Source organism: Streptomyces prunicolor NBRC 13075 (assembly GCF_000367365.1).
Classification (GTDB): Bacteria; Actinomycetota; Actinomycetes; order Streptomycetales; family Streptomycetaceae; genus Streptomyces; species Streptomyces prunicolor.
Window position 1 is genome coordinate 185,118 of the sequence record NZ_BARF01000084.1, and the last position, 20,954, is coordinate 206,071.

Annotated in this window: 22 protein-coding genes and 3 tRNA genes; 12 read left to right on the forward strand and 13 right to left on the reverse strand. The window is 68.5% G+C overall.

The window, feature by feature from the left end; genetic code table 11:
* Nucleotides 1-94: 94 nt before the first annotated feature.
* A complete protein-coding gene (locus SPR02S_RS35760) occupies nt 95-352 on the forward strand; it encodes a DUF3073 domain-containing protein (RefSeq protein ID WP_019061825.1) in 258 nt (85 codons plus the stop codon).
* A 191-nt stretch (nt 353-543) separates the two neighbouring features.
* On the opposite strand, the gene purM is transcribed toward SPR02S_RS35760, so the two are convergent.
* The 5 genes from purM to SPR02S_RS35785 all read right to left on the reverse strand — a co-directional run bounded on the left by purM (nt 544) and on the right by SPR02S_RS35785 (nt 5,533).
* Complete coding sequence (gene purM / locus SPR02S_RS35765) at nt 544-1,632, reverse strand: phosphoribosylformylglycinamidine cyclo-ligase (protein ID WP_019061826.1); 1,089 nt, start codon at nt 1,630-1,632, stop codon at nt 544-546.
* A gap of 33 nt (nt 1,633-1,665) precedes the next feature.
* Nucleotides 1,666-3,192 carry an amidophosphoribosyltransferase gene (gene purF, locus SPR02S_RS35770; protein ID WP_019061827.1) on the reverse strand — a complete coding sequence of 509 codons (1,527 nt, stop codon included), beginning with the start codon at nt 3,190-3,192 and terminating at the stop codon, nt 1,666-1,668.
* A gap of 61 nt (nt 3,193-3,253) precedes the next feature.
* Complete coding sequence (locus SPR02S_RS57115; protein WP_019061828.1) at nt 3,254-3,736, reverse strand: META domain-containing protein; 483 nt, start codon at nt 3,734-3,736, stop codon at nt 3,254-3,256.
* An 83-nt stretch (nt 3,737-3,819) separates the two neighbouring features.
* Complete coding sequence (locus SPR02S_RS35780) at nt 3,820-4,617, reverse strand: maleylpyruvate isomerase family mycothiol-dependent enzyme (RefSeq protein ID WP_019061829.1); 798 nt, start codon at nt 4,615-4,617, stop codon at nt 3,820-3,822.
* Between the two features lie 274 nt (nt 4,618-4,891).
* Nucleotides 4,892-5,533, reverse strand: coding sequence for a TetR/AcrR family transcriptional regulator (locus SPR02S_RS35785; RefSeq protein ID WP_019061830.1), 642 nt, complete (start codon nt 5,531-5,533; stop codon nt 4,892-4,894).
* A gap of 79 nt (nt 5,534-5,612) precedes the next feature.
* Here SPR02S_RS35785 and SPR02S_RS35790 point away from each other — a divergent pair, with 79 nt between their 5' ends.
* The gene (locus tag SPR02S_RS35790; RefSeq protein WP_052347105.1) at nt 5,613-7,118 is read left to right on the forward strand and encodes an MFS transporter; all 1,506 of its coding nucleotides are present in this window, start codon (nt 5,613-5,615) and stop codon (nt 7,116-7,118) included.
* Here SPR02S_RS35790 and SPR02S_RS60790 read toward each other — a convergent pair.
* Genes SPR02S_RS60790 through SPR02S_RS35800 form a run of 3 tightly spaced genes read right to left on the reverse strand, consistent with a single transcriptional unit; the run spans nt 7,103 to nt 8,366 of the window.
* Nucleotides 7,103-7,285 (reverse strand): DUF397 domain-containing protein, encoded by a 183-nt coding sequence (locus SPR02S_RS60790; RefSeq protein WP_078623100.1) that lies wholly within the window; start codon nt 7,283-7,285, stop codon nt 7,103-7,105. The genes SPR02S_RS35790 and SPR02S_RS60790 overlap by 16 nt on opposite strands.
* Nucleotides 7,282-7,506, reverse strand: a complete 225-nt coding sequence (locus SPR02S_RS35795; RefSeq protein ID WP_019061832.1) for a DUF397 domain-containing protein — start codon at nt 7,504-7,506, stop codon at nt 7,282-7,284. The genes SPR02S_RS60790 and SPR02S_RS35795 overlap by 4 nt, the downstream gene beginning before the upstream one ends.
* A complete protein-coding gene (locus tag SPR02S_RS35800) occupies nt 7,503-8,366 on the reverse strand; it encodes a helix-turn-helix domain-containing protein (RefSeq protein ID WP_245607673.1) in 864 nt (287 codons plus the stop codon). The genes SPR02S_RS35795 and SPR02S_RS35800 overlap by 4 nt, the downstream gene beginning before the upstream one ends.
* A 245-nt stretch (nt 8,367-8,611) precedes the next feature.
* Between SPR02S_RS35800 and SPR02S_RS35805 the strand changes: the two genes are divergently transcribed.
* Nucleotides 8,612-8,890 (forward strand): hypothetical protein, encoded by a 279-nt coding sequence (locus tag SPR02S_RS35805; protein ID WP_019061834.1) that lies wholly within the window; start codon nt 8,612-8,614, stop codon nt 8,888-8,890.
* 217 nt (nt 8,891-9,107) lie between these two features.
* Here the strand turns inward: SPR02S_RS35805 and SPR02S_RS35810 are convergent, their stop codons facing one another.
* A complete protein-coding gene (locus tag SPR02S_RS35810; RefSeq protein ID WP_019061835.1) occupies nt 9,108-9,692 on the reverse strand; it encodes an O-methyltransferase in 585 nt (194 codons plus the stop codon).
* 210 nt (nt 9,693-9,902) lie between these two features.
* Here SPR02S_RS35810 and SPR02S_RS57120 point away from each other — a divergent pair, with 210 nt between their 5' ends.
* Nucleotides 9,903-11,048 (forward strand): FAD-dependent oxidoreductase, encoded by a 1,146-nt coding sequence (locus SPR02S_RS57120; RefSeq protein WP_019061836.1) that lies wholly within the window; start codon nt 9,903-9,905, stop codon nt 11,046-11,048.
* 7 nt (nt 11,049-11,055) lie between these two features.
* Here the strand turns inward: SPR02S_RS57120 and SPR02S_RS60800 are convergent, their stop codons facing one another.
* The 4 genes from SPR02S_RS60800 to purS form a co-directional block, all read right to left on the reverse strand.
* Nucleotides 11,056-12,276: a hypothetical protein gene (locus tag SPR02S_RS60800; protein WP_158697944.1), complete on the reverse strand. Its 1,221-nt coding sequence runs from the start codon at nt 12,274-12,276 to the stop codon at nt 11,056-11,058.
* Nucleotides 12,277-12,600: 324 nt separating this feature from the next.
* Complete coding sequence (purL, locus tag SPR02S_RS57130) at nt 12,601-14,859, reverse strand: phosphoribosylformylglycinamidine synthase subunit PurL (protein ID WP_019061838.1); 2,259 nt, start codon at nt 14,857-14,859, stop codon at nt 12,601-12,603.
* Nucleotides 14,856-15,560 (reverse strand): phosphoribosylformylglycinamidine synthase subunit PurQ, encoded by a 705-nt coding sequence (purQ, locus tag SPR02S_RS35830; protein ID WP_019061839.1) that lies wholly within the window; start codon nt 15,558-15,560, stop codon nt 14,856-14,858. The genes purL and purQ overlap by 4 nt, the downstream gene beginning before the upstream one ends.
* Nucleotides 15,557-15,820, reverse strand: a complete 264-nt coding sequence (gene purS / locus SPR02S_RS35835; RefSeq protein WP_015659417.1) for a phosphoribosylformylglycinamidine synthase subunit PurS — start codon at nt 15,818-15,820, stop codon at nt 15,557-15,559. Before purS ends, purQ begins: the two co-directional genes overlap by 4 nt.
* A 382-nt stretch (nt 15,821-16,202) precedes the next feature.
* Here purS and SPR02S_RS35840 point away from each other — a divergent pair, with 382 nt between their 5' ends.
* The 8 genes from SPR02S_RS35840 to SPR02S_RS35875 all read left to right on the forward strand — a co-directional run bounded on the left by SPR02S_RS35840 (nt 16,203) and on the right by SPR02S_RS35875 (nt 20,916).
* A complete protein-coding gene (locus tag SPR02S_RS35840; protein WP_019061840.1) occupies nt 16,203-16,520 on the forward strand; it encodes a histone-like nucleoid-structuring protein Lsr2 in 318 nt (105 codons plus the stop codon).
* Between the two features lie 150 nt (nt 16,521-16,670).
* Nucleotides 16,671-16,742 (forward strand) — tRNA-Gly (locus tag SPR02S_RS35845).
* A gap of 83 nt (nt 16,743-16,825) precedes the next feature.
* A tRNA-Gly gene (locus SPR02S_RS35850) sits at nt 16,826-16,901 on the forward strand.
* Nucleotides 16,902-17,041: 140 nt separating this feature from the next.
* Nucleotides 17,042-17,983 carry an ABC transporter ATP-binding protein gene (locus SPR02S_RS35855; protein WP_019061841.1) on the forward strand — a complete coding sequence of 314 codons (942 nt, stop codon included), beginning with the start codon at nt 17,042-17,044 and terminating at the stop codon, nt 17,981-17,983.
* Nucleotides 17,980-18,756, forward strand: coding sequence for an ABC transporter permease (locus SPR02S_RS35860; protein ID WP_026151151.1), 777 nt, complete (start codon nt 17,980-17,982; stop codon nt 18,754-18,756). The genes SPR02S_RS35855 and SPR02S_RS35860 overlap by 4 nt, the downstream gene beginning before the upstream one ends.
* A gap of 20 nt (nt 18,757-18,776) precedes the next feature.
* Nucleotides 18,777-20,033 carry a sensor histidine kinase gene (locus SPR02S_RS35865; RefSeq protein WP_078623101.1) on the forward strand — a complete coding sequence of 419 codons (1,257 nt, stop codon included), beginning with the start codon at nt 18,777-18,779 and terminating at the stop codon, nt 20,031-20,033.
* A gap of 166 nt (nt 20,034-20,199) precedes the next feature.
* Nucleotides 20,200-20,817 carry a response regulator transcription factor gene (locus SPR02S_RS35870; protein ID WP_019061844.1) on the forward strand — a complete coding sequence of 206 codons (618 nt, stop codon included), beginning with the start codon at nt 20,200-20,202 and terminating at the stop codon, nt 20,815-20,817.
* A gap of 23 nt (nt 20,818-20,840) precedes the next feature.
* A tRNA-Gly gene (locus SPR02S_RS35875) sits at nt 20,841-20,916 on the forward strand.
* Nucleotides 20,917-20,954 lie beyond the last annotated feature (38 nt).

Sequence of the window (20,954 nt, forward strand, 5' to 3'; positions counted from 1 at the left end):
ACGGACCGGTCTCTCCACGGAGAGTCCGTTCCAGAACATGAACGCGTGTCAAGACTCTGAGGCCACCGAGCCTCGTATCCGAGGGGGTCGAGCCATGGGGCGCGGCCGGGCAAAGGCCAAGCAGACGAAGGTCGCCCGCCAGCTGAAGTACAGCAGCGGCGGGACTGACCTCTCGCGTCTGGCCAATGAGCTGGGCGCTTCGACTTCGAGCCAGCCGCCGAATGGCGAGCCGTTCGAGGACGACGACGAGGAAGAAGACGACCCGTACGCTCAGTACGCGGATCTCTATAACGACGATGACGAGGACGAGGACGACGAGTCCGGTCCCCAGTCTCAACGTCGCGGCGCGTAACGCTTGCAGCGCGCTGAGCGGTAAAAACTTCCCGTTAGCTGACTGCACCTCGCCCGGTCCGGGGCACTAAGCACCGGACCGGGTTTTGTGCTGCCGTCACGGGGCTCCGCCCCGGACCCCGCTCCTCAAACGCCGGAGAGGCTGATTTTGCGTCCGGAAGCCGCTGCCTCGCGCGTCCCGTAGCGGTTGATTTACGCGTAGTCGCCGACCATCTCCGCGCCCGTCGCGTGATCTCCCCGCTCGGTGATCTCGCCCGCGACCCACGCCTCGACCCCGCGGTCGGCCAGGGTTTCCAGGGCCACGTCCGCGGACTCCTCCGGGACGATCGCGATCATGCCGACGCCCATGTTCAGGGTCTTCTCCAGCTCCAGGCGTTCGACCTGGCCCGTCCTGCCGACGAGGTCGAAGATCGGGGCCGGGGTCCAGGTGGAACGGTCCACGATCGCGTGCAGGCCGTCCGGGATGACCCGGGCGAGGTTCGCCGCGAGTCCGCCGCCGGTGACGTGCGAGTAGGCGTGCACGTCGGTCGTACGGGTCAGCGCCAGGCAGTCCAGCGAGTAGATCTTCGTGGGCACGAGAAGTTCCTCGCCGAGGGTGCGGCCCAGCTCGTCGATCCGTGCGTCCAGGTCGAGACCGGCCTGGTTCAGGAGCACATGCCGGACGAGCGAGTACCCGTTCGAGTGAAGTCCCGAGGACGCCATCGCGATGACCGCGTCACCCGTCCGGATGCGATCGGCGCCGAGCAGCCGGTCGGCCTCCACGACGCCCGTACCGGCGCCCGCGACGTCGAAGTCGTCCGGGCCCAGCAGACCGGGGTGTTCGGCGGTCTCGCCGCCGACCAGGGCGCAGCCGGCCAGCACACAGCCTTCGGCAATGCCCTTGACGATGGCCGCGACACGCTCGGGATGCACCTTGCCGACGCAGATGTAGTCGGTCATGAAGAGCGGCTCGGCGCCGCACACCACGATGTCGTCCATGACCATCGCGACCAGGTCGTGGCCGATCGTGTCGTAGACGCCGAGTTGCCGCGCGATGTCGACCTTCGTGCCGACGCCGTCCGTGGCGGAGGCGAGCAGGGGGCGCTCGAACCGCTTCAGGGCGGAGGCGTCGAAGAGCCCGGCGAAGCCGCCGAGGCCGCCGAGGACCTCGGGGCGCTGGGTCTTCTTCACCCACTCCTTCATGAGTTCTACGGCGCGGTCGCCCGCGTCGATGTCGACGCCGGCAGCGGCGTAGGAAGCACCGGATGCACCGGATGCACCGGAAGCGGGGGTCTCAGACATTGCCTGGGATCTTTCGCGTTGAGAGATATGCGGTTACGGGCGACGGATCGCGTCGGCCGCTGCCGTGGCTGCGGGACCCGCGGCCAGCTCGGTCTCCAGGAGCTGCTTGCCGAGCAGTTCGGGGTCCGGGAGGTCCATCGGGTACTCGCCGTCGAAGCAGGCGCGGCAGAGGTTCGGCTTGGCGATGGTGGTCGCCTCGATCATGCCGTCGAGGGAGATGTACGACAGGGAGTCGGCGCCCAGCGAGGTGCCGATCTCGTCGATGGTCATCCCGTTGGCGATGAGTTCCGCGCGGGTGGCGAAGTCGATGCCGAAGAAGCAGGGCCACTTCACGGGCGGCGAGGAGATCCGGATGTGGACCTCGGCGGCGCCGGCCTCGCGGAGCATGCGCACCAGCGCGCGCTGGGTGTTGCCGCGCACGATCGAGTCGTCGACGACGACCAGGCGCTTGCCCTTGATGACTTCCTTCAGCGGATTCAGCTTCAGGCGGATGCCGAGCTGCCGGATGGTCTGCGAAGGCTGGATGAACGTACGGCCGACATAGGCGTTCTTCACCAGACCCGCACCGAACGGGATGCCCGAGGCCTCCGCGTAGCCGATCGCGGCCGGGGTGCCGGACTCCGGAGTCGCTATGACCAGATCGGCGTCGACCGGAGCTTCTTTGGCGAGTTTCCGACCCATCTCGACCCGGGAGAGGTACACGTTCCGACCGGCGATGTCGGTGTCCGGGCGGGCCAGATAGACGTACTCGAAGACGCAGCCCTTGGGCTTCGCTTCCGCGAATCGGGAGGTGCGCAGGCCGTTCTCGTCGATGGCGACGAACTCGCCCGGCTCGATCTCGCGGACGTACGCAGCACCGCAGATGTCGAGGGCGGCGGACTCCGAGGCGACGACCCAGCCGCGCTCCAGGCGGCCGAGGACCAGCGGGCGGATGCCCTGGGGGTCGCGGGCCGCGTAGAGGGTGTGCTCGTTCATGAAGACGAGCGAGAAGGCGCCCTTGACCTGCGGAAGCACCGCGTGGGCGGCTTCCTCGATGGTCAGCGGCTTGCCGTCGGAGTCGACCTGGGCCGCGAGCAGCGCGGTCAGGAGGTCGGTGTCGTTGGTGGCCGCCACGCGGGGCGTACGGCCTTCCTGCTTGGGGAGGTCGGCGACCATCTCCGCGAGCTGCGCGGTGTTGACCAGGTTGCCGTTGTGGCCGAGCGCGATGGATCCGTGCGCGGTGGCGCGGAACGTCGGCTGGGCGTTCTCCCACACGGAGGCGCCGGTGGTCGAGTAGCGGGCGTGACCGACCGCGATATGACCCAGGAGCGAACCGAGCGAGGTCTCGTCGAACACCTGGGAGACCAGTCCCATGTCCTTGAAGACGAGGATCTGTGAGCCGTTGCTGACCGCGATTCCCGCGGATTCCTGGCCTCGATGCTGGAGGGCGTAGAGCCCGAAGTAAGTGAGCTTGGCGACCTCTTCACCGGGAGCCCAGACTCCGAAGACGCCACAAGCGTCCTGGGGTCCTTTCTCGCCGGGGAGCAGATCATGACTGAGTCGACCGTCACCACGTGGCACGGCACCGAGTGTAGGCGAGATCGACCACTGGTCCGAATTCGGGTTACTCGTCGGTAGTGGATCACTTGTCGGCTCGTGCGTGGACGATCGTGCCGTTTGCGCTGGTCAGCGTGGCGGTGTCTTGATCGACTCGGTAGTCGACCTGGCCGTTGAAGAGGCCGAGCAGGGCTCGTTCGGTGCCCATGAGTGAGGCGTCGCACATCATTCGGGTGGTGGACGGGCGGCCCAGCGTGATGTGTCCGGCGCGTACGGTGGCCGTCGCGTTGACGGCGTTGCAGCCGAGGTGGCCGCCGACCTTGCCGGTCTTGGCGTCGAAGGCGAGGTATGGCTTGCCGTGCACGTTCTTGGTGGCGCCGTTCACGGTGATGCTCTGGACCTGCCAGTCGACGCCGGTGACGGGGCGCTGCGCTGCTACCGAGCTTGCGCCGGAGCCGGAGCCGGAGCCGGAGCCGGAGCCGCTGCCGCTGGTCGCCTTTTCGCTGCCGCACGCCACGACGAGCGGGACGATGGTCAGGACGGCGAGGGTGAATCGCTGTTTGTCCATGGGGGTGGGACGGGAGGGGCGGAGGAGCGGTTCCCTGGCGGGTTGCCTTGCGGGTTCCCTGGCGGCCTTTGAGGTTGCGCGGGTCACCCCATGATCGGCAGCAGTCCGCTCAGATCCGCTCGCTCGCCGCTCGCGCTGACCTTCGCCTCTTCTACGGCGTCCTTCCAGCGCGTCCTCCCGGTCGCGAGGCGGAGCCAGGTCAGGGGGTCGGTCTCCACGACGTTGGGTGGGGTGCCGCGGGTGTGGCGGGGGCCTTCGACGCACTGGACCACGGCGTACGGCGGGATGCGGACCTCGGTCGAGCCGCCGGGGACCTTCGTGGCGAGGGCGTCGGCGAGGAGGCGGGTGCAGGCGGCGAGGGCCTGGCGGTCGTACGGGATGTCGAGGCCGGGGACGGCGGCGTTCAAGTCGTCGGTGTGGACGACCAGTTCGACGGTACGGGTGACCAGGTAGTCGGCGAGGGGCATGGCGCCGGCGTTGGTTTCGAGGAGGCGGGTGCCGGGGTTGGTGTCGAGGTGTTCGGTGAGGGTCTGCTCGATTTCGCCGAGGTAGGTGTCGAGGTCGGGGTGTTGGGTGGCGAGGGTGTGGGTGAAGTCGGCGATGGCGGAGGCGTTGGCCGCGGTGGCGAAGGGCCAGTCGAGAATCACGGCGTTCTGGGCGGGCGGGGCCGGGTGAGCCAGGGCGCGGTGGACCGCGGTGATCGCCATGCCGATGTGGGCGACGAGTTCGCGTACGGTCCAGTCGTCCAGGCGGGTGGGGAGGGCGAGTTGGTCGGGGGTGAGGGTCCCTACGGCTTTTCGTACGTTCCCGAACTGGGCCAGGACCGCGGTGCGGGTCTTGACGGGGTCGTACGTACGGGCGCGCTTCTTGGCCGGGGGCATGGCGGGGAGCCTAATCCTCGGGCGTGGGAGGCACATGGTGTTTTTGCCCGTGCGGGGGTGGTGGGTGGGCGCCTGCGGTGGGTGGGCGCCCGCGGTTGGTGGGTGGGGTCGGGGTCGTGGCGGTACGGCGAGCCCGCCGCACTCGGGCCCCACTGTTTGTCACCACGGTTGAACGGGTTGGTGCCGGGTACGCGGCGGGCTGCGCCGTACCGCCACGACCCGCTCCCGTTGTTCGGCGGCTGCGGGCCTGTGGGGAGTGCGGGGCTCTGGCTGGTCACTGGGCTTTGCGGGCGTAGTCCCCTAGGCCTTGTTCGACCAGGGCGAAGGCGCACGCCGTGCGTTCGGAGGCGTCGGCGACGATCGTGTCGACCTGGTCGCCCGCGTCGGCACGGCGCCAGTGCTCCTCGATGAGGGCGTTGCGGGCGGCGCTGATCATGGCTGCGGCGATCGTGGCGAGCATCAGGTCGCCGGTCTCCTCGGCGAGGTGGGCGGCCAGGTCCCGGGTGCCCTTCTGGGCGGCCAGGAAGACACGGTCCCGTAGGGCCGGGGTCCCCAGGACGAGTTCGCGCAGTTGGCGGACGAACACCTCGTTGGCCAGGCCGACCGATGGGTCGCGCGTCTCGACCAACTCCAGGAACTGCCGTCGTACGGCGTCCACCGGGGACTCGTCGGGCCTGCGCTCGCGCACCGCGCGGGCCGCGTCGCCGAAGTGGTCCTCCATCGGCCGGAAGACCAAGTCCTCTTTGGTACCGAAGTAGTTGAAGACGGTCATCTTGGAGACGTCGGCCGCGTCGGCGATCTCCTGCACGGACACGTTGTCGAAGCCGCGCTCGACGAAAAGGGCGATGGCGGTCCGGACGATCCGCCGAGCCGTCTCCAGTTTCTTGCGCTCGCGGAGTCCCATCACTTCGGTCACGCGTTCACTGTACCAAGGCGAAATTTGATCCTGGATGAAACATTGACTCGGTATATGAAGTTCCTTCATGGTGGGTGCCATGACCGAGACCCAGCGAAAAATCGGCTTCGTCGTCTGCCTCGTCACGATCGTGTTGGCGCTGCTCGACATGCAGATCGTGTCCGCGGCCACCGTCCCGATCGTCCGGGATCTGGACCCCGCCCACGGCATCGACAAGATTCCGTGGCTGGTCAGTGCGTATGCGCTCGCGTCGGCGGCGATGTTGCCGCTGTACGGGAAGCTGTGTGACGTCCACGGTCCCAAGCGGGTCTTCGCCGCGGCGATCGGTACGTTCCTGCTGGGTTCGGCGTTGTGCGGTGCCGCGCGGTCGATGGACCAGCTCATCGCGGCGCGGGCGTTACAGGGGCTGGGCGGGGGCGGCCTGATGAGCATCACGATGGTGGTGATCGCGCACCTGCAGGGACCGGGCGAGAAGGACTCCGGCAGGGGCGCGAATGCCGGTGGGCTGGTGGCCGGTGGCGCGATGGCGATCGGGCCGTGGATCGGGGGTCTGCTCGCCGACCATGCGAGTTGGCGGTGGATCTTCTACGTCAACCTGCCGGTGGGGGTTGTTGTGTTGGTGACCGTCGCCTTCGTCTTGAAGCTGCCCGAGCAGCATGTCCGGCGCCCGTTGGACTACTTGGGGGCGGGGTTGGCGGCCGGGTTCTCCAGCGCGCTGCTGCTCATGACGGACTGGGGCGGTAAGCGGTACGGGTGGGCTTCGCCGGAGATCGTGGGTTTGGGGTTCGCTACGGCGGCGACGCTCGGCCTGTTCCTGTGGCGCCAACTCCGGGCGCCCGAGCCGGTGTTGCCGCTGTCGTTGTTCAAGGTGCGCGAACTGCGGCTGGGCTTCGCGGTGCAGGCGATTCTCGGTGGCGCGATGATGTGCGCGATCTACTACGTCCTGATCTATCTGCAGGTCGCGCGTGGCATCGCCAGTTCGTCGGCGGGGTTGTTCCTGGTGCCGTTGGCGGTGGGGTTGGGGGTGGCTGGTCTGCTCACCGGGCCGCTGGGGGCACGGGGTTGGTCGGCACGGACGTTCACGCTCAGCGGTACGGCGACGACGGCCCTCGCGTTCGCGCTGCTGGCCACGACGATCGGACCGGACACGTCCCTGTGGCTGATTCGAGGGGAACTGTTCCTGGCGGGGGCGGGGTTCGGGCAGCTCGTCGGCCAACTGATCCTGTTGGTCCAGGACTCCGCGCCGCGCCACCAGTTGGGGGTGGCCACGACGTCGATCCGCTTCTTCCAGACCCTGGGCAACGCGCTGGGGACGGCGGTGTTCGGCACGGTGCTGGCCCGTTTCTACGCCGGGCACGGGCCCGGTGGGGACATCACGGGGCTGGCTCGTCTGACGGGTTCGGCGCGCGTGGCCGGCGTACAGGCCTTTGTGGATGCGACGCAGGTGGTGTTCTGGGGTGGGGCCGGGTTGATGGGGGTGGCCGCGGTGTTGGCCTGGCGGTTGCCCAAGTCCGGGGAGGCGGAGGGGGAGGGGGAGGGTCGTTCGGTTGTCGGTGGCGATCGCGCCGCCTATGTACGCACGTGAGTCACGAACGCGGCGAAGGCTTCTGGGGGGAGTGTGAGGGCGGGGCCATGGGGGAGCTTTGAGTCTCGGACGGCGACCAGGGCTTGGGTGGGGATGAGGTTGGCTACCTCGACGCAACTTCCGCCAGTCTGGTCGCTGTACGAGGACTTGAACCAGGTCGGGTTCACGGCCGACCCTCCTTCACATCGTCAATGAGCGCGGCGAACGCCTGCGGCGGGAGGACGAGGGTGGGGCCATGGGGGAACTTCGAGTCGCGGACAGCTACCCGGACGTGGGTAGGGATGAGGTCGGCGACCTCGACGCAACTGCCGCCCGCATCGCTGCTGTACGAAGACTTGAACCAAGCGGATTCGGAAACCGACTCACGGACGTCTCGACGGGTGCTCATCTCTGTTCCATCTCTCGCGATAGTCGTTCCAGGAACCCGGGGGTCTCCCGAGGCCCGGGAGCGCCGGCCCGCATGGCATCGAACCTGCGGGCATACCTCCAGATGTCCGTGTCCTTGTCCGTCAGGCTCACCGTGTCTTGGACGTCCACGCTGACCACCTGCGGCAGCGGCGGTTCGAACTCCATGAGGATGAAGTTGTCGGAGGCGCGATAGACCGGCTCGGACATCGGGAGGATCTGCACGGTCACATGATCCAGCGCGGCGAACTCAGCAAGGCGCTCGTACTGCTCCTGCATCACTTGCGGACCGCCGAACACTCGTCGCACGGCGGCCTCTTCGAGGATCGCATGCACCTCGACCGGGCGTTCGCTGCGGGTGATCGCATCCTGCCGTCGCATCCGGATCTCGATGCTCCGCTCGACGAACTCGGTAGTGCGCTCGTCAACGGCCTTGGCGATCTCGAACTGGGCTCGTGTGTACGCCTCAGTCTGGAACAGCCCGAACATCACGTGCGGTTGGTAGACGCGCAAGATCTTGGCGTCTCCCTCCAGCCCCACGCTCATCCCGAACCCGGACGGCATGAGACTCCGGTACGGGGACCACCACCCCCGCTGCAACGAGTTCTTGTGGACCTCCAGCAGAAAATCCACATCCTCGCGGTCGGTCACCCCGTACCGGTCGAGCAACACCTTGAGGTCCTGGACCTTGGGCAGGCCCGTCAGCCCGTTCTCCACCCGGTACAACTTCGACTCCGTGAACGCCAGGCCCTTCACCGCCTGCGCCAGCGTCAGACCCCGGCCCTCGCCGTCCTCGCTCGTCGCATTCTGGCGAAGCCTCCGCAGCTCCTGCCCCAGTTGCATACGCCGGATCGTCGGCCCCGTCTTCGTTGCCACCCTGCCCGCCCCTCCTGCGGTCATGCCCGCCAACAGTATGCCGATGCCCGGCACTTGACGCCCCGTGCCCGGCTCCTCACTGCACGTGCCCCGAGTCTGACAGCTCCTGCCCACCTCGCGCGGGCACATGCCAACCTTCTGGCATTTGCCAGTTCTCGTGGAATTTCTACGTTCGATTGCCTCGCGCATGGCACCTGCGTGACCGTGATCCCATGACCACTCCACGCAACAACCCCACCCCCACCCCAACCCCCAACCCCCGTCCCCGCACCGACGCCCCCTTCCTCGTCGGCGACCGAGTCAAAGGCACCAGCTACGTGCCACCGGGACCCCACCGGCGGGAGGCACCGGAAAACTTCGAGGGTGTCGTCGTACAGGTCGGTTCCGGGTATGCCGGTGTTGACGCCGAGCAGGCGTTTCTCTGGGTGAAGTTGAAGGATCACACCGAGCGGCAGGCGCTGGTCGCCGACACCGAGTTGGTCGAGGAGTGAACCTCGTCCTCAGTACCCTCGCCGGTCTGCTCGCCCTGCTCGCCCTCTGCTTACTGGTCAAGCCGGACAACGCGCCGCCACCGCAGCCCCCGACCGAAGCCGAACAACCCCACGCCCCCGAACTCCCCACCCCTACAGTCCCGTTCATCACCACGGGCCTCGGCGGCCCCTGGCCCCCCGTCACCTACTGCGGCGGACGTTGCCACCCCGCCGCCCCTCAACCGGCGGCCCGTACCGCCATGACCAGCCCGCTCGACCACGCCAGCCGCACGGAGCGGAAATCCGAGCGCCCCTCCAGTTCGGTCAACAGGTGTTTCACGGCGGACTTGTGGGACGCCGGCCAGTCCGGCTGTGGGAGCAGGTCGTCGATCATGTAGGTACCGCCCGGAGCCACGAGGTCCAAGGCCCGTTCGAGGTGGGTGAATTTGCCGGGCCAGGTGTCCGCGAAGACCAGGTCGAAGGGCGGCCCGGCGTACTCCTCCAGCCATGGCCCGGCATCGGCCGCCACGAAAGTCACCCGCGCATCCGACCCCGACTCCTCGCGGGCGATCGCCTGGACCGTGGCGTCACGTTCGACGGTGATCAGGCGGGAGGTTTCGTCCATCCCGCTCAGGAGCCAGGCCGTGCCCTCGCCCACGCCGGTGCCGAGTTCGAGGACGCGGCCACCTGGACGGGTTGCCGCGAGCACGGACAACAGGCTGCCGGTCCGCTCCTCGCACGACCTGGTGAAGCCTGCCTCCTGGGCCGCAACGCGCAGGGAGGGGAGGGTAGTTGGGGTGGTGATCGGGGTGTCGTCATCCATCCACGGATGATGCAAGCGCCGCCCCTCCCGCGCAACAACGCCGATGACGCCCCGCCCCACCTCACCATGTCGGTCCGCTGTCGGCCGTGTCGGTCTCGCGTCGGCGACTTGTCGGTGCGCGCTGGAACCGTTCCGTTCCGGAGTACCCGCCGGGCGACCGTCCGGCGGGCCCGCGCCGCGCAAGGCACACAAGACACGCAAGGAGTCGTCATGACCACACACGTCACGATCATCGGCGCCGGACTCGGCGGACTGACCCTCGCCCGCGTCCTGCATGTGAACGGCATCCCGTCCACGGTCTACGAAGCGGAGGCCTCGCCGATGGCCCGGCTCCAGGGCGGGATGCTCGACATCCACGACTACAACGGCCAACTCGCCCTGAAAGCAGCCGACTTGATGGACGAGTTCCGCTCCATCATCCTGGAGGGCCGCCAGGCGACCCGCGTCATCAACTGGGACGGAACCGTCCTGATGGAGGAGCCCGACGACGGTACCGGGGGCCGACCCGAGGTGCAGCGCGGGGAGTTGCGGCAGATTCTGCTCGACTCGCTCCCGGACGGGACCGTGCGGTGGGGGCACAAGGTCAGCGGCACCCGCACCCTCGACGACGGCCGGCACGAAGTCACCTTCGGCGACGAGAGCATCGTCGTCACGGACCTCCTCGTCGGCGCCGACGGTGCCTGGTCGCGCGTACGGCCGTTGTTGTCCGATGCCACTCCCGAGTACTTCGGGCGGTCGTTCGTCGAGACCTATCTGTACGAGAGTGAGAGCCGGCATCCGGTCGCCGCCAGGACGGTCGGTGGGGGTTCGCTGTTCGTGCTCGCCCCTGGCGAGGAAGCGAACGGGAAGTGGATAGGAGCGCACCGGGAGCGCGGCGAGACGCTGCACGCCTACGTGATCCTCGCCAAGCCGGAGGAGTGGTTCGCGTCCATCGACTTCACCGACTCCGCCGCCGCCGCCACCGCACGCATCGCCGCCGAGTTCGACGGCTGGGCCCCGGAGATCACCGCCCTGATCACCGACACCGACACCACTCCCGTCCTACGGCCCCTCAACTGGCTCCCGATCGGCCACCGTTGGGACCGGGTGCCGGGAGTGACTCTCCTGGGCGACGCCGCCCATCTCTCACCGCCGGACGGCGAAGGCGCCAACCTGGCCATGCAGGACGGTGCCGAACTCGCCCTGGCCATCGCGGCGCACCCCGACGACATCGAGGGCGCGCTCACCTCGTACGAGGAAGTGCTGTTCCCCCGTAGCGCCGACGCGGCCACCGCGGCCGTGGCCGTCAACGAAGCCATGGGGCAGATGCTGATCGACGGCCTCGACCACGGCGAGCGGGGCGAGCGGAGCGCATGACGGACGGCTAGGCCTTGGACAGCCGGAACGTCGCCGCCGCCGGGAACTTCAGGTCGGTGCAGCCTCGGCGGGCGGCGACATCCGTGACGTACGCCTTGAAGAGGGCCTGGAGCCTCGTCTCGACGATCTTGTCGTACGGATAGTCGCTGCTCAGCGTGTGGACGGCCGGCTGTCCGGCGCAGGTGGAGGAGGCCCACCAGACGTTTTCCTCGTCGTCGTAGCCCGCGGTGCCGGGGTCCAACGACCTGTGTTCCCTGCCGAAGTGGTCCGTCGCGACCTCGCGTGCCTCGTCGCCGAAGTAGGACTCGGTCCGCAGCCAGAAGGGGGCGAGCCGGATCACGTCGTCGAGGCTGTTGCCGCTGTGTTCGTCCTTGGTGAGGTCGGGCCACATCCTGCGCACCTCCTTGCTGCTCACGCCGAGCAGGCAGCTCTCCTCCTGCGCGTGGGCGGCAACGGGGGTGCCCAGGGCGCGGTCGGGGAGCCGCCAGCGGCCCTTCGCCGCAATGTGTCCGGCGTACCAGCCGCACGTCCCGCCGGCCGACTTCGCGTTCACCAACTTCGTGCTGGGCGTGGGCAGTTCGGCCGGAAGCGCGGGCAGCGTGGCCTTGCAGCCCAGCTTCTTCGCCGCCCGTACGGCCGCGGTGCGGGCCAGCCCGGCGAGCGTTCTGCGGTCGGCGTCCGTGACGGGGTCGCGCTCGAAGTACTTGGCCACGGTCATGGCGTTGACGGAGGTCGTCCCGCCGGACTTGTCGGCGCACTCGGCCTTCACGACGGCGGCGTTGCCGTAGTACACACCGAGCCGCCCGTCACCGATCGGGTACGCGCCCGTCTGCCTGGTCTCCCGCGTGACGTCGGCGTTCGACTTCCTGCCCATTGTCGGGAACGGGTCGTCCCACCCGCTCACCAACTGCGCGAAGTCGTCGCTCGGGTTCGACCACACCGAGAGCAGGAAGTGGCCGTACGTGGTGCCCGGCTTCCCGACCCGGTAGATCTCACACCGCGCGGGCATGAAGCCCGGACCGAGCTCGTCGATCGAGTCGTTCGCTTCGCTGCCCGCCTTCGCCCTCGTCGTACCGCCGTCGAGGTCCAGCACCTGGTCGGGGTCGACGAGCCCGGCGCAGGCCTTCGCGATCCGGTCCCGGCTGGCGGACCGGTCGAAGTAGTCCTTCGTCTCCAGCCACAGCCCCCAGCCCCCAGCACCGACCCCGAACACCGCTGCCACAGCCACGAGTTGGTTGAAGGCGTTACGCCGACGGTTCCCTCGGTCGGGAGTCAGCCAGCGCGAGCGCGGAAAGGGCACCCGGGCACGCTCGGAGGATGAGGAGGATGAGGAGGATTCAGGCGTGTGTTCACTGTCGAAACTCACGGGCACCTCCGGCCGCCGCCGCCGAACTCGCCTATACCCACCGGTATTTCCACGTTCCCGCTCCCCCGTTCCACACCCACGAACCGTCGAAGTTAGCACGAGCGAAGGCCCTGCCCGGATCCCGGACAGGGCCTTCACATGCATGCATGCGTTTCTACGACGGACTACGGCACCCTACGACTCGGCCTACGCCAGCAGCGCCGGGATCGTGCCCTCGTGCGCCTCACGCAGTTCCTCCAGGGAGAGCGCGAACTCGCCCTGGATCTCGACGGATTCGCCGTCTACAACGCCGATGCGCGTGACCGGGAGGCCCCTTGCTCCGCACATGTCGTTGAAGCGGAGTTCCTCCGAGCGCGGGATCGCCACGACCGCGCGGCCCGCCGACTCCGAGAACAGGAACGTGAACGCGTCCAGACCGTCGGGCACGATCAGGCGCGCGCCCTTCTCCCCCAACAGGGCCGATTCCACTACCGCTTGGATCAGACCGCCGTCGGACAGGTCGTGCGCCGAGTCGATCATTCCGTCGCGGGACGCGGAGATCAGGATCTCGGCCAGCAGCCGTTCCCGCTCCAGGTCGACCTTCGGGGGCAGGCCACCGAGGTGGTCGTGGACGACCTGCGACCAGGCCGAGCCCCCGAACTCCTCACGCGTTTCGCCAAGGAGGTAGAGGAGCTGGCCCTCTTCCTGGAAGGCGACCGGCGTGCGGCGCGCCACGTCGTCGATGACGCCCAACACCGCGACGACCGGGGTCGGGTGGATCGCGACGTCGCCCGTCTGGTTGTAGAGGGAGACGTTGCCGCCCGTCACCGGCGTGCCCAACTGCTGGCAGGCGTCCGCCAGTCCACGGATCGCCTCCGCGAACTGCCACATCACCGCCGGGTCCTCGGGCGAACCGAAGTTCAGGCAGTCCGACACCGCGAGGGGCTTCGCGCCCGTCGTCGCCACGTTGCGGTAGGCCTCCGAGAGCGCCAACTGCGCGCCCGCGTACGGGTCCAGCTTCGCGTAACGGCCGTTGCCGTCCGTCGCGATGGCGACCCCGAGGCCGGTCTCCTCGTCGATGCGGATCATGCCCGAGTCCTCGGGCTGCGCCAGCACCGTGTTGCCCTGTACGAAGTGGTCGTACTGAGACGTGATCCACTTCTTGGACGCCTGGTTCGGGGACGACACCAGCGCCAGGACCTGGGACTTGAGTTCCTCCGAAGTCCCGGGGCGGGCAAGCTTGTTGGCGTCGTCCGCCTGGAGCGCGTCCTGCCAGGACGGGCGCGCGTACGGGCGCTCGTAGACCGGGCCGTCGTGCGCGACCGTGCGCGGGTCGACGTCCACGATCTTGCCGCCGTGCCAGAAGATTTCGAGGCGGTCGCCGTCGGTCACCTCACCGATGACCGTGGCGATGACGTCCCACTTGTCGCAGATCTCCAGGAAGCGGTCGACCTTCGACGGCTCCACGACCGCGCACATCCGCTCCTGCGACTCGCTCATGAGGATTTCCTCGGGCGAGAGCGTGGAGTCGCGGAGGGGGACGTCGTCGAGCGTCACCGTCATGCCGCCGGAGCCGTTGGACGCCAACTCGCTTGTGGCGCAGGAGAGTCCGGCCGCGCCCAGGTCCTGGATGCCGACGACCAGCTTCTCCTTGAAGGCCTCCAGGGTGCACTCGATGAGGAGCTTCTCCTGGAAGGGGTCGCCGACCTGGACCGCGGGGCGCTTGCTCGGCTTGGCGTCGTCGAAGGTCTCGCTCGCCAGGATCGACGCGCCGCCGATGCCGTCGCCGCCCGTCCGGGCGCCGTAGAGGATGACCTTGTTGCCCGTGCCGGAGGCCTTCGCGAGGTGGATGTCCTCGTGCCGCATGACGCCGATGGCGCCCGCGTTGACCAGCGGGTTGCCCTGGTAGCAGGCGTCGAAGACGACCTCGCCGCCGATGTTCGGGAGGCCCAGGCAGTTGCCGTAGCCGCCAATGCCCGCGACGACGCCCGGGAGGACGCGCTTGGTGTCCGGGTGGTCCGCCGCGCCGAAGCGCAGGGGGTCTACGACCGCTACTGGGCGGGCGCCCATCGCGATGATGTCGCGGACGATGCCGCCGACGCCCGTGGCCGCGCCCTGGTAGGGCTCGACGTAGGACGGGTGGTTGTGCGACTCGACCTTGAAGGTGACCGCGTAGCCCTGGCCGACGTCGACGACGCCCGCGTTCTCGCCAATACCGACGAGGAGGGCGTCGGACTGGGGGGCCTTCTCGCCGAACTGGCGGAGGTGGACCTTGGAGGACTTGTAGCTGCAGTGCTCGGACCACATGACCGAGTACATGGCGAGCTCGGCGCCGGTCGGGCGGCGGCCGAGGATCTCCACGACCTTCTCGTACTCGTCCTTCTTCAGGCCCAGTTCGGCCCAGGGCAGCTCGACGTCGGGGGTCTCGGCCGCGTGCTCGACCGTGTCCAGAGGCGTCCGGCTCATGCGTTGACCAGCTTCTTGAGGATCGAGGTGAAGAAGGGGAGGCCATCGGTGCGACCGGACCCGACGAGCGCCTCGACGGCGTGCTCCGGGTGCGGCATGAGGCCTACGACGTTTCCGGCGGCGTTCGTGATGCCCGCGATGTCGCGCAGGGAACCGTTCGGGTTACCGGGCTCATTAGTGGCTCCGCCACGGGCCAGGTACCTGAAGACCACGCGGCCCTCCGCCTCCAGCTCGTCGAGCGTGTGCTCGTCGGCGACGTAGCGGCCGTCCATGTTCTTCAGCGGGATGTGGATCTCCTGGCCGGACACGTAGTCGCTGGTCCAGGCGGTGTCCGCGTTCTCCACCCGCAGTTTCTGGTCACGGCAGATGAAGTGCAGGTGGTTGTTGCCGAGCATCGCGCCGGGGAGGAGGTGCGCCTCGGTGAGGATCTGGAAGCCGTTGCAGATACCGAGGACGGGGAGTCCCGACTTCGCCTGCTCGATGACCGTCTCCATCACCGGCGAGAAACGGGAGATGGCGCCCGCGCGCAGATAGTCGCCGTAGGAAAAACCGCCCGGGAGGACGACCGCGTCGACCTGGTGGAGGTTCTTGTCCTTGTGCCAGAGGGCTACCGGTTCGGCGCCGGCGAGGCGGATCGCGCGCTGGGTGTCGCGGTCGTCGAGGCTGCCGGGGAAAGTGACGACGCCAATACGAGCGGTCACTTGGCGGCCTCCGCCACTTCTTCCACCTTGACGGTGAAGTCCTCGATCACCGTGTTGGCGAGGAAGGATTCCGCAAGATCGTGGATGCGGGCGAGCGCGGCCTCGTCGACCGGGCCGTCAACTTCCAGTTCGAATCGCTTTCCCTGACGTACGTCGGAGATGCCTTCGAAACCCAGGCGTGGCAGCGCACGCTGGACCGCCTGGCCCTGGGGGTCGAGGATCTCCGGCTTGAGCATGACGTCGACTACGACGCGTGCCACTGGCACTCCCGGTGTTGTGGTGCTGAGCGTGTTCCTGCGGGTCTTCGACAGGTGACTTCAGACTACCTGCACAAAATTTCTACGCGAGTAGAGTTGTAGGAATCTACGTGAGGACCATCACGATCCGGTGTCGAGCGGGGGTCTTCACGAAAAGTTCAGGGAAAGATCCCGGATCGATCCCGGTTCCCTATTGCGCGGAGACACGCGGGAAGATTTAGTCGGGCTTCACATTGCATTGCCGGGCACTGTACAAATGAATTGGTAATAGCCGATACTTTGCCCAATAACAGGCGGACAGTCGACATCTCCGCACCTCCGTGACGTCTCCGTGCGTCCCCGCGGATAGTGCGGTTTCAGGTGTCGCACGAAGGGACCGATATTCGTGGCGCAGAAGGTCGTGGTCACTCTCTTTGACGACATCGACGGCTCGGAAGCGGCGGAAACGATCGCCTTCGGGCTCGACGGCAAGTCGTACGAGATCGACCTGAATCAAGCCAATGCCAAGAAACTGCGTAAGGCGCTCGAGCCCTACGTGGACGCAGGTCGCAAGCGGTCGAGGTCGGGCAAGGCCTACCGCCAGACCGAGGTCGCCCCCGACCCGGCGGCCGTCCGGGCCTGGGCCCAGGCGAACAAGATGGACGTGCCGGCGCGCGGACGCATCCCCAAGAAGATCTACGAGGCGTTCACCGCCGCGCAGTGAGCAGTCCCGTGTGAGTCGGGCCGATGAGTCGGGCCGACGGCCGGTCATCGGCCCCTCGGGGCAACCGACTTGCGCTGCACCCCTCCTGGTCAGCTAGAGTTCGGAGCACGCCGAGGGGCGAGGCCGAAAGGCCCAGCTCACGGAGTACATGCGGGTGTAGTTCAGTAGCAGAACATCCCCCTTCCAGGGGGAAGGCGCAGTGTGCAATTCCTGTCACCCGCTCTGCAGCATCACCGTTCGGACCACTCTTGTGGATCGGGTAGGCTGGTGCTCGCGCCGATCAGTGAGAGCTGGTCGGAGGCAATGCGGACGTAGCTCAGTTGGTAGAGCGCAACCTTGCCAAGGTTGAGGTCGCCAGTTCGAACCTGGTCGTCCGCTCCAGCAAAAACCCCGGTCCGGGTGGACCGGGGTTTTTTGTGTGCCCGATCCGCATCAACAGATCGTCCCCGTCTGACATTTGTCATGCCGAGTGATGACAGCGCGCACTGCTGCCGGCCGCCGATCGCCGGGACGCTGAAGTCATGGACACCAACGAACACGAACACGTGATTGAGGTCACTGACCTACGCCGTGTGTACGGGGGCGGGTTCGAGGCTGTGCGGGGGATCACGTTCTCCGTGCGGCGCGGGGAGGTCTTCGCGCTCCTGGGCACCAATGGGGCGGGCAAGACGTCCACGGTCGAACTTCTGGAGGGCCTCGCGCCGGCGTCCGGCGGGCGGGTGCGCGTCCTCGGGCACGATCCCTACAGCGAGCGGGCCGCCGTACGGCCGCGGACCGGGGTGATGTTGCAGGAGGGCGGGTTTCCGTCCGAGCTGACCGTCGCCGAGACCGCGCGGATGTGGGCGGGCTGTACGAGCGGGGCGCGGCCCGAGGCGGAGGCGCTCGCGCTGGTCGGGCTCGCGCGGCGGGCGGACGTACGGGTGAAGCAGTTGTCCGGGGGTGAACGGCGGCGGCTCGATCTCGCGCTCGCGCTGCTCGGGTCGCCGGAGGTGCTGTTCCTCGATGAGCCGACCACTGGGCTGGATGCCGAAGGGCGGCGGGACACCTGGGAGTTGGTGCGGGCGCTGCGCGACGGGGGGACGACCGTGCTGCTCACCACGCACTACCTGGAGGAGGCGGAGGGGCTCGCCGACCGGCTCGCGATCCTCAGCGAGGGGCGGATCGCGGTCACCGGGACACCGGCCGAGGTGACGGCGGGACGGCCGTCGCGGATCTCGTTCGAACTGCCCTCGGGTTACTTCGTGGGGGACCTGCCGCCGCTCGGCCCGCTGGGGGTTGTCGGGCATGAGGTGGCGGGGAGGGTCGTACGGCTGGAGACGCGGGAGTTGCAGCGGGCGGCCACCGGGTTGTTGGTGTGGGCGGAAGGGGCGGGGATCGAATTGCGGCGGCTTGAGGTGCGGTCGGCCTCGTTGGAAGAGGCGTTCTTGGGGATCGCTCGGGAGCAGCAGGGGGTGACCGTATGAGTGCCGTGATGACTACGCCGGTCGGGCGGCTACGGGCGCTCGGGCGGGCCGAGTTGGCGTTGCTGGGGCGGAATCGGAGTGCGGTCGTCACGGCGCTGCTGGTGCCGTTGGCGTTGCCGTTCAGTGTGCGGCCGGCCGTTGATCAGATGGACCTCAAGGGGGAGGGGTTGTCGGTCGGTTCGGTGATGCTCACCGCCGCGATCGGGTTCTCGTTGCTCTTCGCCGTGTACTCGTCGCTGGTGAGTGCGTTCGTCGCGCGGCGGGAGGAACTGGTCCTCAAGCGGTTGCGCACCGGGGAGCTGGGTGACGCCGAGATCCTCGCGGGGACGGGGCTGCCGGCGGTGTGTGTCGGGTTCGTGCAGTCCGTGCTGCTGGCGGTGGCGTGTGTGCTGCTGCTGGACGCGGGGGCGCCTGCGATGCCCCAACTCGTCGTCCTGGGGCTGCTGTTCGGCCTCTTCCTGAGCGCCGCGCTGGCAGCCCTCACGGCGAGTGTGACCAAGACCGCGGAGAGCGCGCAGGTGACCGCGCTGCCGGTGCTGTTCGCGTCCATGCTCGGCTCCGGGATCATCATCCCGCTGCAGCTCCTGCCCGATCGTGTCGCCGCCGTCTGTGAATTCCTCCCGCTCTCCCCCGCGATCCGGCTGATCAGCGGCGGCTGGAACGGCGACCTGTCCGGCTACGACGCGCTGGGCGCCGTCCTGACCGCGCTGGCCTGGACCGTCCTCGGGGTGTTTGCTGTACGGCGGTGGTTCCGGTGGGAACCGCGGCGTTGAGGTACGGGGAGCACCTGGACATGCGGACACCTGGAGGTTCGGGCGGCTGGTGGGGGCGGAAGAGCACACCCGGAAAGGTCGAGACGTACACCCGGTGGTCCTTCCACTTCTTCGCGGTCTTCGAGGTCGCGGCGGTCGGGCTGCCGCTGTTCGCCCAGGTCCGGGCGGGTCTCGCGGGCTGGATGACGGCGGTGGTCGTCGTGCACGCCCTGCTCTGCTCCGCCACCGCCTCCCGGGCACTCGACTGGACGCGCGACCGGCGGGCGCAGCCCGTACGGCTCCTGTGGGCCCTCGGTACGGTCACCGTGCTGATCTCCGTCGTCGCGCTCGTCCTGCGGGAACGGGGTCCCGGCGGCGACGACCTGCGGGCCGCCACGAACACGGTCTTCGTGTGCGTGCTGGGCTTCGGCACCGGCACGCTCACGCTCGGGGTCCGCGGCCGGCGGCCCCTCCTCGCCGTGGTGGCGAGTGCCGTGGGCGGGGCGCTGGTCGTACAGCTCCCGCTGGGCGTGGCCGCGCCCGCCGCGCTCGGCACCGCGGTCGCCGTCCTCTTCACCGCCGGCTGTCTCGCCTTCACCGCCGCCTTCTCCGTCTGGCTCCTCGACGCCGTGTACGAACTCGACGAGGCCCGCGAGACCCGGGCCCGCCTCGCCGTCGCCGAGGAACGGCTGCGGTTCGGGCGCGACCTGCACGACGTGATGGGCCGCAACCTGTCGGTGATCGCGCTGAAGAGCGAACTCGCTGTGCAGCTCGCCCGGCGGGGGCGGGCCGAGGCCGTGGAGCAGATGATCGAGGTTCAGCGGATCGCGCGGGAGTCACAGCGGGAGGTGCGGGATGTCGTACGGGGTTATCGCGAGGCGGACCTCCGGCTCGAACTGGCCGGTGCGCAGGGCGTGTTGGCGGCTGCGGGCATCGACTGCGAGGTGACCGGCGACGCGGCCGGGCTGCCGGTCGAGGTGCAGTCGGCGCTCGGGTGGGTGGTGCGCGAGGCGACCACCAATGTGCTGCGGCATGGGGATGCGGGGCGGTGTGTGGTGGGGGTGCGGGTGGCTGAGGGGCGGGTTGTGCTGACCGTTGAGAACGATGGGGCGAAGGTGGGAGAGGGAGACGGGGGCGACGGTACGGGCGGGGCGGGGCTCGTGGGGTTGCGGGAGCGGCTGACCGCCGTCGGCGGGAAGCTGGAGGCGGGGGCTGTGGACGGTGACCGGTTCCGGGTGGTGGCCACGGTGCCATTGCCTTCGGCGACGGGGACGGGGATGGGAGGCGGGGCCTCATGATCGCGCTGTGCGCCGTACGTCCGCTGGTTGCCGGGCGCTGCGAGCGGGGCGAGGTGCCTGGTGACCGGGCACGTCGGACAGCCTCTGCCGACCGCGAGCGAGATCGCCTCACCATTCGGCCACTCCGCCACCCTCACCACCTCCCCGCCTCGACCAGGAGCACCCCATGACCGCCCCCGTCGTAAGACTCCTGCTCGCCGATGACGAGCACCTCATCCGGGGTGCGCTCGCCGCCTTGCTCGGGCTGGAGGATGACCTCGTCGTCGTGGCCGAGGCGGCTACCGGGCACGAGGCGTTGGCTATGGCTCGGGCTCATGAGCCTGATGTGGCTGTGCTGGATCTTCAGATGCCGGGGGCCGACGGTGTGAAGGTGGCCACATCGTTGCGGGCCGAGTTGCCGGGGTGCCGGGTGTTGATCGTGACCGGGCACGGTCGGCCCGGGCATCTGAAGCGGGCGCTTGCGGCTGGGGTGCGGGGGTTCGTGCCCAAGACCGTCAGTGCGCAGCGGCTTGCCGAGATCATTCGTACCGTGCATGCCGGAAACCGTTATGTCGACCCCGAGTTGGCCGCCGACGCGATCTCCGCCGGGGACTCGCCGCTGACCGCCCGTGAGGCCGAGGTGCTGGAGTTGGCCGCTGATGGGGCGCCGGTCGCGGAGATCGCCGAACGTGCCGCGCTCTCGCAGGGGACCGTACGGAACTATCTCTCCTCCGCCGTCTCGAAACTCGGGGCCGAGAACCGGCATGCGGCAGTGCGTCTCGCACGCGAGCGAGGTTGGGTATAGTTGCTCTCGCGCCACGGCGCAACGCGGACGTAGCTCAGTTGGTAGAGCGCAACCTTGCCAAGGTTGAGGTCGCCAGTTCGAACCTGGTCGTCCGCTCCAGCAAAAACCCCGGTCCGGGTGGACCGGGGTTTTTCGTG

Excerpts from the sequence above, each read along its gene's own strand:
- SPR02S_RS35760 (WP_019061825.1), top strand. The coding sequence starts at position 95 with ATGGGGCGCGGCCGGGCAAAGGCCAAGCAGACGAAGGTCGCCCGCCAG.
- purM (WP_019061826.1), bottom strand. The coding sequence starts at position 1,632 with ATGTCTGAGACCCCCGCTTCCGGTGCATCCGGTGCATCCGGTGCTTCC.
- SPR02S_RS57115 (WP_019061828.1), bottom strand. The coding sequence starts at position 3,736 with ATGGACAAACAGCGATTCACCCTCGCCGTCCTGACCATCGTCCCGCTC.
- SPR02S_RS35780 (WP_019061829.1), bottom strand. The coding sequence starts at position 4,617 with ATGCCCCCGGCCAAGAAGCGCGCCCGTACGTACGACCCCGTCAAGACC.
- SPR02S_RS35790 (WP_052347105.1), top strand. The coding sequence starts at position 5,613 with ATGACCGAGACCCAGCGAAAAATCGGCTTCGTCGTCTGCCTCGTCACG.
- SPR02S_RS35795 (WP_019061832.1), bottom strand. The coding sequence starts at position 7,506 with ATGAGCACCCGTCGAGACGTCCGTGAGTCGGTTTCCGAATCCGCTTGG.
- SPR02S_RS35800 (WP_245607673.1), bottom strand. The coding sequence starts at position 8,366 with ATGCAACTGGGGCAGGAGCTGCGGAGGCTTCGCCAGAATGCGACGAGC.
- SPR02S_RS35805 (WP_019061834.1), top strand. The coding sequence starts at position 8,612 with ATGACCACTCCACGCAACAACCCCACCCCCACCCCAACCCCCAACCCC.
- SPR02S_RS35810 (WP_019061835.1), bottom strand. The coding sequence starts at position 9,692 with ATGGATGACGACACCCCGATCACCACCCCAACTACCCTCCCCTCCCTG.
- SPR02S_RS57120 (WP_019061836.1), top strand. The coding sequence starts at position 9,903 with ATGACCACACACGTCACGATCATCGGCGCCGGACTCGGCGGACTGACC.
- purL (WP_019061838.1), bottom strand. The coding sequence starts at position 14,859 with ATGAGCCGGACGCCTCTGGACACGGTCGAGCACGCGGCCGAGACCCCC.
- SPR02S_RS35855 (WP_019061841.1), top strand. The coding sequence starts at position 17,042 with ATGGACACCAACGAACACGAACACGTGATTGAGGTCACTGACCTACGC.
- SPR02S_RS35860 (WP_026151151.1), top strand. The coding sequence starts at position 17,980 with ATGAGTGCCGTGATGACTACGCCGGTCGGGCGGCTACGGGCGCTCGGG.
- SPR02S_RS35865 (WP_078623101.1), top strand. The coding sequence starts at position 18,777 with ATGCGGACACCTGGAGGTTCGGGCGGCTGGTGGGGGCGGAAGAGCACA.
- SPR02S_RS35870 (WP_019061844.1), top strand. The coding sequence starts at position 20,200 with ATGACCGCCCCCGTCGTAAGACTCCTGCTCGCCGATGACGAGCACCTC.